General features: G+C 67.7%; 8 protein-coding genes. 3 read left to right on the top strand and 5 right to left on the bottom strand.

All coding sequences use genetic code 11. From position 1 onward, the window contains the following. The 3 genes from VJ655_RS02755 to VJ655_RS02745 form a co-directional block, all read left to right on the top strand. Window positions 1–679: SDR family NAD(P)-dependent oxidoreductase (locus tag VJ655_RS02755; RefSeq protein WP_324098007.1), on the top strand; the 679-nt coding region annotated here is incomplete at its 5' end. Window positions 680–699: 20 nt separating this feature from the next. Further along, window positions 700–1,359, top strand: a complete 660-nt coding sequence (locus VJ655_RS02750) for a tetratricopeptide repeat protein (protein WP_324098005.1) — start codon at window positions 700–702, stop codon at window positions 1,357–1,359. A 115-nt stretch (window positions 1,360–1,474) separates the two neighbouring features. Then, entirely contained in the window at window positions 1,475–2,179 is a 705-nt protein-coding gene (locus VJ655_RS02745) for a ferritin-like domain-containing protein (RefSeq protein WP_324098003.1), read from the top strand. Between the two features lie 33 nt (window positions 2,180–2,212). On the opposite strand, the gene VJ655_RS02740 is transcribed toward VJ655_RS02745, so the two are convergent. The 5 genes from VJ655_RS02740 to VJ655_RS02720 form a co-directional block, all read right to left on the bottom strand. Continuing rightward, window positions 2,213–3,388, bottom strand: a complete 1,176-nt coding sequence (locus VJ655_RS02740) for a DUF3089 domain-containing protein (protein ID WP_324098001.1) — start codon at window positions 3,386–3,388, stop codon at window positions 2,213–2,215. Beyond that, window positions 3,388–4,560, bottom strand: coding sequence for an acetyl-CoA C-acyltransferase (locus VJ655_RS02735; protein ID WP_324097999.1), 1,173 nt, complete (start codon window positions 4,558–4,560; stop codon window positions 3,388–3,390). The genes VJ655_RS02740 and VJ655_RS02735 overlap by 1 nt, the downstream gene beginning before the upstream one ends. Then, window positions 4,560–5,453 (bottom strand): SDR family NAD(P)-dependent oxidoreductase, encoded by an 894-nt coding sequence (locus tag VJ655_RS02730; RefSeq protein ID WP_324097997.1) that lies wholly within the window; start codon window positions 5,451–5,453, stop codon window positions 4,560–4,562. Before VJ655_RS02730 ends, VJ655_RS02735 begins: the two co-directional genes overlap by 1 nt. Before the next feature lie 140 nt (window positions 5,454–5,593). Beyond that, window positions 5,594–7,153: an AMP-binding protein gene (locus VJ655_RS02725; RefSeq protein ID WP_324097995.1), complete on the bottom strand. Its 1,560-nt coding sequence runs from the start codon at window positions 7,151–7,153 to the stop codon at window positions 5,594–5,596. An 11-nt stretch (window positions 7,154–7,164) separates the two neighbouring features. Then, window positions 7,165–8,820 (bottom strand): carboxylesterase/lipase family protein, encoded by a 1,656-nt coding sequence (locus tag VJ655_RS02720; RefSeq protein ID WP_324097993.1) that lies wholly within the window; start codon window positions 8,818–8,820, stop codon window positions 7,165–7,167. Between the last annotated feature and the right edge of the window lie 161 nt (window positions 8,821–8,981).

The following is an 8,981-nucleotide window of genomic DNA, read 5'->3' as shown; positions in this document are numbered from 1 at the left end:
GGCCGAAGGCGCCCATGTCGTGGCGCTGGGCCGCACGCGGCCGGACGGTGTCGACGATTTCCTTCGTCACGATCTCGCCACCCTCGACGGCATCGAAGCCGCCGCCAAGGACGTGCGCACTGGTCGCTGGGACATCCTGGTAAACCTGGCCGGCGTCCAGCACTTCGGCCCCGTCGAGGACGAGGACCCAGCCCATCTGCACTCGGGCTATCTGGTCAATCTGATCGCGCCCGTGCGCCTTTCCCAGGCCGTCATTCCGACGATGAAGGCGCGGGGATCGGGCCAGATCGTCAATATCGGCTCGATCTTCGGCTCGATCAATTTCGCTCACTTCGCCACCTATTCCAGCGCCAAGGCCGGGTTGCGCGGCTTCAGCCAGGCCCTGCGCCGCGAACTGGCCGGTACCGGCGTGGACGTGACCTATGTCGCGCCGCGCGCGGTCCGCACCGCCATGGTCTCGGACCGTGTCCTGGAGTTCGCCAAGCTGACCCAAATGCATATCGACCCGCCCGAGGCCACCGCGCGCCGGATCGTCTCGGCCATCAACGCCCGGCGCCGGGATGTCTATCTGGGCTTCCCGGAAAGCTTCTTCGTTCGCCTCAACGCCCTGCTGCCAGGACTGGTCGACCGCGCCCTCGCGGCCAACGACCGCAAGGCCGCCCAGATCTTCGCCCGCTGATCGACACGGAAATCCTTCTCATGACCAAGTCCCCCTTCCTCGCCGTGAGCGTCGCCGCCGCCCTCGCCTTCTCGGTTGGCGCGGCCAAGGCCGACGCGCTGGACGCTCGCCTGGACGGCATCGCCCGCAGCTGGGCCCACGCCAACTATGAGATCACCGACAAGACCGCCCAGGCCTCCGCCGCCGCCCAGGTGGCCACAGAGGCCGACGCCCTGGCGCGTCAGAACCCCGGCAAGGCCGAGCCCCTTGTCTGGGAAGCCATCGCCAAGGCGACGCAAGCCGGCGCCAAGGGCGGTCTGGGCGGCCTAGCCCTGGCCAAAGAATCCAAATCGCTGCTGGAGCAGGCCGAGAGGATCAACCCGGCGGCCCTGGGCGACGGCTCGGTCTACACCAGCCTGGGTTCGCTCTACGCCCAGGTGCCCGGCTTTCCCGTAGGGTTCGGCGACGCCGGCAAGGCTCGCGGCTATCTACAAAAGGCTCTGGCCGCCAGCCCGAACGGCGTGGATTCCAACTTCTTTTACGGCGATTTCCTGATGCGGCAGAAGGATTACGCTGGAGCCACCAAGGCGCTTCAGAAGGCGTTGGCTGCTCCCGCGCGCCCCGGCCGCGAGGTAGCCGACAAAGGTCGGAAGGCTCAGGCCGCCGCGCTGCTCGCCCAGGCTCAAGCCAAGCTTCGATAGCGCCGATGGCCGGCGGCGTCCTTCCGGAACGTTTTGGCGCCGCCGGCCGTTGCAGCCAAGGTCCATGCTCGGGACTTCGGCCCAGGGCGTTGGGGGCGATTTAGGATTTGCGCCCATGGGTGATGCGCTTCGTGGCCGTTTTCTCGACCTTCTCTGTTCGATCTACATCTACAACGAACACCGGGGGTACACCGCGCTCGACCGCATGCTGTCGGCGATCCGCCTGACTTGGCCCCATGACGACGCCTTGATCGCGCTGGTGGAGAAACACCGCGCCGACGAATACAAGCACTACCTCATGTTTCGCCGCTGGTTCGAGCGCCGCGCGGTCATGCCGTTCGATCTCGACCGCGCGTTCGGACACATCGATCGGTTCGTCGAGATCATGTTCGGATCCCCGATCGACCAGCTGGATCCCCTGCTCATCGGTCGCGACGAGAATTTCGAGAGTCTTTGCAGAATTGTCTCTCTGACGGAGCGGCGCGGCCACCGCCAGGTCGAGGCGCTGCTGCGCAATCGCGCCGTGCTCCAAGATGGCATGCTGACGAAGATCTTCCGCGTCATCGAACAGGACGAACCCAGTCACTGGGCGCCATACGATGGCTGGCTGAAGGATCACGGGCGGCGCCAGGCCAACGCCTGGGAGCGCGCCGTCGACGGCTGCATTCATGGCGAGCTCCTGGTTCTGAAGCTCCCGGTTCTGTTCCTCTCGCCCGGACTTCCGAGACGGACGACCTGGCCAGACGCTCAAGACAGACCGCAAGCCAAGGCGACCGACGAAGAGTCAATCGGAGCCCTCGGCGCGCCGGGGATCGGGTAGCGGGTCGCGAGCGACCGCTTTCCGGTCGCGCGGTCAGTTCCGGCGGGACTCGTAGGCCTTGGCCTGCTGAGCGGCGACGCGGATCAGGGTGCCGATCGAGTGGTCGACGTCGATCAGGTGTAAGCCCCAGGACAGGTCCGCGCCGGTCTTTCGGATGATCTGTCCGCCAAGCTCGTCGGTGCGTGGATCCTTCGGATCGGCGTTCACGTGGAGCGACAAATAGTCGAAGTCGCCCCTGCGAACGCATTCGGTCGTGACAAGGCCCGGCGTCTTCACGAAAGGCGTCTTGATCGGCCGCATGGGCCGGACCCATTGTGTCTGTTGGTCCCCGCCCGAGCCGTTGAGGAAGCCCTTCGTCAAGAAGTATGACTCCGGCCGCCCCGCTCCGCCCGCCAGGTTCGCCGGATTGACGCACGCGGCCCGCAAACCGTCGTGGGCGCGGCCGAACCGCGAGACGGCCGGCGGCGGCAGGCGATCGCGGAAAGTGACATAGGTGATCACACAACCGATCTGGTCGCTGCTTCGACACAAAGGCGTCGACCTGAATGAACCGCCGACATCCTTGTCCGGCGGCACGGTCACCAGGCCGCCCATCAGCAGGGCGGAGACCAGTTGGCCATGGACCGGCCTGCCCTCGATCTCCTCGGCCAGCAGCCGGGTAAGGACCGCCGCGCCCTGGCTATGGCCGATCAGGATGACGCCCCGCCCTTCGTTCGCGTGGGCCAGATACCAGGTCCAAGCGTCCAGGACATCGGCATAGCCGCCAACGCCCGGCGGCGGCGGATCTCCCTCGGGCCTGGGCCCGCCGCTGGCCATGCGCAGGCGGCGTAGCGTCCCTTGTCGATATAGTGGCGCGAACTGGCGGCAAACTGAACCAAAGCGCGCGAACTGCAGCTTGATGTCGTCCCATTCGTCGGCGTTGGGCGAGAAATCCGAGAGCCAGCCCGGATCGTTGGACACCGTCGGATAGACGAAGAAACAATCGATCTTGGGATCCTTGGCCGGAACGTACCGCTCGACGCTCAGCTTGCCGCTGGGCGCGACCACGGTGGCGGAAAGATCGACCTTGCAACGGTTGTCCTTCAGGTCCGGGCGGCACAGCCACAGCGCCGGATCGCCGTAGTCGGCGTGGGCGATCGCCGGGTCCGGCGCCTGGGCCATGGCGCCATGGGCGACCATCAACGCCGCCAAGGCGATCAGCCAGCGCATCAGAGCACCTCGAAGAGGCCCGCCGCGCCCATGCCGCCGCCAACGCACATGGTCACGACGACATGCTTCGCGCCACGACGCTTGCCTTCCAGCAGGGCGTGACCGACCAGGCGCGAGCCCGACATGCCGTACGGATGGCCCATGGCGATGGCGCCGCCGTTGACGTTCAGCAGTTCGTCGGGAATGCCCAGATGATCGCGGCAATAGACGACCTGGCAGGCGAAGGCCTCGTTCAACTCCCAAAGGCCAATGTCGCCCATCGAGAGGGCGAAACGCTCCAGGAGACACGGGATAGCGAAGATCGGGCCTATGCCCATCTCGTCGGGCTTGGTTCCGGCGACCGCCATGCCGACATAGCGCCCCAAGGGCTCAAGGCCGCGCTTCTCGGCGAGACCGGCCTCCATGACCACGCACGCCGAGGCGCCGTCGGACAGCTGGCTGGCGTTGCCCGCCGTGACCACGCCGCTCGGTCGTACGGCCTTCAGAGCGGCGAGCCCCTCCAGCGTCGTCTCGGGACGCACGCCCTCGTCGCGGCTCAAGGTCACCTCGCGGTGCGAGACCGCGCCCGTCTCCTTGTCGACGACCCGCATCCGCGCGGTCATCGGCGCGATCTCGGCGTCGAAGCGGCCGGTGGTCTGGGCGGCCGCGGCGCGATACTGCGAGGCCATGGAATAAAGATCGCAGGCCTCGCGGCTGATCCCATAACGGCTGGCCACCGTCTCGGCCGTGTCGAGCATAGGCATGTAGGCGTCGTCGTGCAGCGCCAGCAGCCCCGGATCCTGGTCGACGCGCAGGTCCGGCGTCTGGACTAGCGAGATCGACTCCACGCCGCCAGCCACGATGACGTCCATGCGGTCCACGATCACCTGCTTGGCCGCCGTGGCGATGGTCATCAGACCCGACGAACACTGGCGGTCCATCGTCATGCCGGGCACGGTGACGGGCAGACCCGCCCGCAGCGCCGCCATGCGGCCGATGGTGTGCTGGTGGCCCTGTGGCAGCGAGCAGCCGAGGATGCAGTCCTCGATCTCATCCGGTGCGACACCAGCGCGCTCGATGGCGACGGACAGGGCGTGGGCGGCCAGGGTCGGCGACGGAGTGTCGTTGAACGCGCCGCGATAGGCGCGACCGATCGGCGTGCGAGCCGTGGAAACGATGACGGCCTGGCGCATCAGGCTTGCCCCGCGGCGATCTTGGAGAGGCCGCCGGCGCTCGCCACCTCGCGCTCGGCCTGGGTGAAGCCGTAGGCGGGAACGATCTCGCCCTTGCGATCAACGACGCCGCTCCATTGGCGGATCAACTGCTCGCCCGCATCCGCGCCGCCCCCGATATGGCGCCCCTCGGTCAGGGTGATGTTGGCTGTCGCGAAGTGGCCGGCGCCGGCGCACAGGATGGCGCGGGTTGGGGCGTCATCGTGGACCAGGGCCAGCAGGCCGGGGCTGACCAGGGCCGGATCCAGCAACCTCAGACTGTCTTCGGAGAGCACGCCTTCGGTCATGCCGGTCGCCGCCGTCGGGGCCAGGCAGTTGACGCGCACATTGTACTTCTCGCCCTCGATGGCCAGGGTTTGCATCAGGCCCACCAGCGCCATCTTGGCCGCGCCGTAGTTGGCCTGGCCGAAGTTGCCATAGAGACCCGAGGACGAGGTCGTCATCACGATGCGGCCATAGCCCTGCTCGCGCATGGCGCCCCAGACCGCCTTGGCGCAGACCGCCGCGCCCATCAGATGCACATCAACCACCAGGCGGAAGTCGTCGAGGCTCATCTTGGCGAAGGTCTTGTCGCGCAGGATGCCGGCGTTGCTGATCAGGATGTCGATCCGGCCCCAACGCGCAAGCACCTGTTCGACCATCGCGTTCACCGCCGCCTCGTCGGTGACCGAGCCCGCCACGCCGATCGCGGCGCCGCCCCGGGCAGCGATCTCGGCCGCCACGTGATCGGCGGCGTCCTGCGTGAGGTCGTTGACGACCACCTTGGCGCCCTGGCTGGCCAGATACAGCGCATGGGCGCGGCCCAGTCCCCCGCCGCCTCCGGTGACGATCGCGACGCGTCCGTTGAGCAACATCGAACTTTCCTTTCTACTCGCGAGCCGGGCTCGCAAAATTCTTCACCAGATACGCAGTGAGTGTTTTGGGCGGCGCCCTGCCCCGTCTTCGCGCTTCACTCCACATGGAAGCCGATATCGGCGTCGAAGGGCTCGAAGCGTCAGCCTCCGCCGTATTCCGACCTCAGCCGGAGCTTGTCGATCTTGCCAGTCGCGGCCAGGGGCATGCGCGGGAGACGGAAGATCGCGTCCGGGATCCACCACGAGGCCACGCGGCCGCGCAGGCAGGCCAACAGCGCCTCGTCGCTGACCTCGGCCTGGGTCTCGACCAGCAGGATCGGTCGCTCGCCCCATTTGTCGTCGGATCGGCCGATCACGGCGGCCAGCGAGACCTCCGGCAGCGCCCCGACCACGGCCTCGATCTCGGCGGGATTGATCCATTCGCCGCCGGACTTGATCAGGTCCTTGGCGCGGCCGGTGATCATCAGATTGCCATCGTCGTCGATCCGGGCGAGATCGCCGGTCGGGAACCAGCCGCTCGCGTCGGTCGCGGTGGCGTCGTCGCCGAAATAGCGTTCGATGACCGCCGCGCCCCTGACCCGCAGATGGCCCTCGACGCCTCGCTGCTCCGGCAACGGCGTTCCTTCGGCGTCGGTCAGCAGGAGGTCCACGCCGATCGCCGGTCGCCCCGCGAGCGCGGCTTGAGACGGTTCGCTCGAGGGCGCGACCACACCCGACGGCGACAGCTCGGTCATGCCCCAACTGGTCTGAACCCGAACGCCCAGGCGCGTCTCCAGGCGCTCCATCAACGCCGGCGGCATCGGCGCGCCACCGACGATGATGCGGCGCAGGGTCGGCAATACGACTCCGGTGGCCTCGACATGCTCCAGGAGGCCCAGCCAGACGGTCGGCACTCCCACCCCGACGGTGACGCCCTCGGCGGCGATCAGCCGGGCCAGGCTTGCGCCGTCCGTATGTCGACCAGGCAGGACCAGCCTCGCGCCGGCGGCTGGCGCCGCGAACGGCAATCCCCACGCGTTGGCGTGGAACATCGGCACCACCGCCAACACCGTATCACCGCCCGAGATCGCCATGGTGTCCACCTGCAAGAGCCGCAGGGCATGCAGGAAGCTGGAACGGTGGGTATAGGTCACGCCCTTCGGCGCCCCCGTGGTGCCCGAGGTGAAGCAGAGGCCGCAGGGCGCTGTCTCGTCGAAGTCTCCCCAGACCACACCCGTGCCGTCGGCGGCGTCCACCAGAGGCCTCAGCGACTCGCCCTCGGCTGCTTCGCCGTCGATGATCAACAGGCGCTCGACGTCTCTTGCGACGGCCCGGATCCTGGCCGCCAGCGGCGCGAGATCTGCCGAAACGATCAGAATGCGCGCCTGCGACTGATCGACCATCGACGCCAGCTGCTCGGCGGTCAGGCGCGGATTCAGCGTATGGCAGACCGCGCCCATGCCCATGATCGCATACCAGACCTCGACATGATCCTGACTGTTCCAGGCCAGGGTCGCGACACGATCACCGGCCTTGACGCCCATGGCGGCCAGGACGGCGGTGGCGCGACGGCTGCGATCCTTCAGTTCCGCATAACCAATCCGATCGATCCGACCGCCCTCGCGCCCCGTCACGACCTCAGCGTCCGGGCGCCACTTGGCGGCGTGGTCCAGGAACTTGTCCAGCGTCAGCGGGAACGCCTGCATTTCACCGTCGATCATCGGCACGCAACTCATCGGCATTGGGAAACAGGAGCCGGCAGCGGCGGCGAGACGACACCGACGTTCCAGTTCCATGGGATGTCGCCTTGGGCGCGACGGCGGCACACGACCGCCTCGTTCAGCTCGTACATGCCGGGCCGCATATGCACGCCGGGCCGGGGCCCGTCGACGAACGCCATATAGGCGCGCTCGACGCCATAGGGACGCCACGCGGCCTCGCCGGACGCCTTGGGCGTTCCGGTTCGAACGAAGGCGGTCCAGTAGTCCATCATGGCGGTCGAAAGCTTAGCCTCGGCTGGCGTGTCGGGGATTTTCGGCCAGGCTGGCGGCGTCTTGTCGGCCGTGCCGAAGACGTAGGGAATCTCACTGGCGTGAAACCCGTGCAGCCCAGCCGCCTCGGCCGCCGGATAGCCATGGTCGAAGATGTAGAAGTAGCCAGGCGCGCCGACCGCCGTCTGCTTGGCGACCAGCCGCTCGGCGGTCCAGCCGTACAAGCTGTCGCGCGGGGCCAGCAGAACGCTCTCCGCGATATCCGTGGATGGGTAGAGTTTGAGATAGTCGTCGGCGAGGTCACCGTAACGCTCGCGGATCTTCGCCTCGTAAGTCCCCGCGTCGGCGGGCGGCGGCGGGGCCAGGATGCGCAATGAGCGAATCTCGCCGCTATTGAAGCCGGCCAGGATCGGTACGCGCGCCTGCTCGCCGCGATCGAAGGTCTCGACCAATTGGCGCGGCAGGATCTTGCCGTCCACGGCGCCGAAGGTCTGGAAGCCGGCCATCAGGGCGGCGCTCGTCAAGGCGGCGGCGTCCATGGCCCGCAAGGCCGTCAGATCCTTGGCGCCCAGCTTGGCCGCCACCGCGGCGCCCGCCGCCTCGGCCGGCGCGTGACCGAACCGCGCCTCGCGCAGATCCGGCGTCGAAATCATGTAGGCGCTTTCCGCGATGGCCTTGTGAAACAGCCCGCGGGCCGGGGGCGAGGCCATCAGGTACATGACGCTCAAGGCGCCGGCGGACTCCCCGGCGATAGTCACGTTGGCCGGGTCGCCCCCGAAGGCGGCGATGTTCTTCCGCACCCAACGCAGGGCCGCGATCTGGTCCAGCAGGCCATAGTTGCCCGATATGCGCTCGGCCGATTCCGCGCTGAGTTCGGGATGGGCCAGATAGCCGAGCACGCCCAGGCGATAGTTGATCGAGACGACGACCACACCGCCCCGCCGGGCCATGGCCGCGCCGTCGTACAGGGTTTCGCTGCTGGCGCCGCCGATCAGCGAACCACCGTGAATCCACACCAGCACCGGCGCGGTCTTGCCGCCCTTGACCGGGGTCCAGACATTCAGCGACAGGCAATCCTCGCTCATCGCGTCGGGCGGATCGGCATAGATGTTGCCGACACGCGGCGGCGGCTGAAAGCAGGCCGGACCAAACCGGGTCGCGTCACGAACGCCGGACCAGACCGCGGCCTCGGCGGGCGGCTTCCAGCGTCTCTCGCCAACCGGCGGCGCGGCATAGGGAATTCCCTTGAAGACCTGGACACCGTCCTGGGCCGCCCCGCGAACGGCGCCGGCCGGCGAACGAACGATGGGCTGATCGGCCCGCGCGCCGGCCGGGGCCGCGACCAGGCCCGTCAAGATGACGGCGAGCGCCGCATTCCTGAATAGCCCCGTCCTCATGATTTCTCCCCTCCGATGCGCCGATCGTTCCCCGCCGACTTGATCCCAACCGTGACGGCGATCCGCGATCGTGTCAACATTCACTCTCGCGCGCGTGAATGTTGACGAGGGCTTTCCGTTGAGCGCATGCTTGAAGCAAGCCAAGCTCGCGAGAACGGGCG

Origin of the sequence: Caulobacter sp. (genome assembly GCF_035254145.1) — a bacterium.
Lineage (GTDB): Bacteria > Pseudomonadota > Alphaproteobacteria > Caulobacterales > Caulobacteraceae > Caulobacter.
The sequence above is the reverse complement of the archived record's forward strand: the minus strand, read 5'-3'. Positions and strand labels throughout refer to the sequence as shown.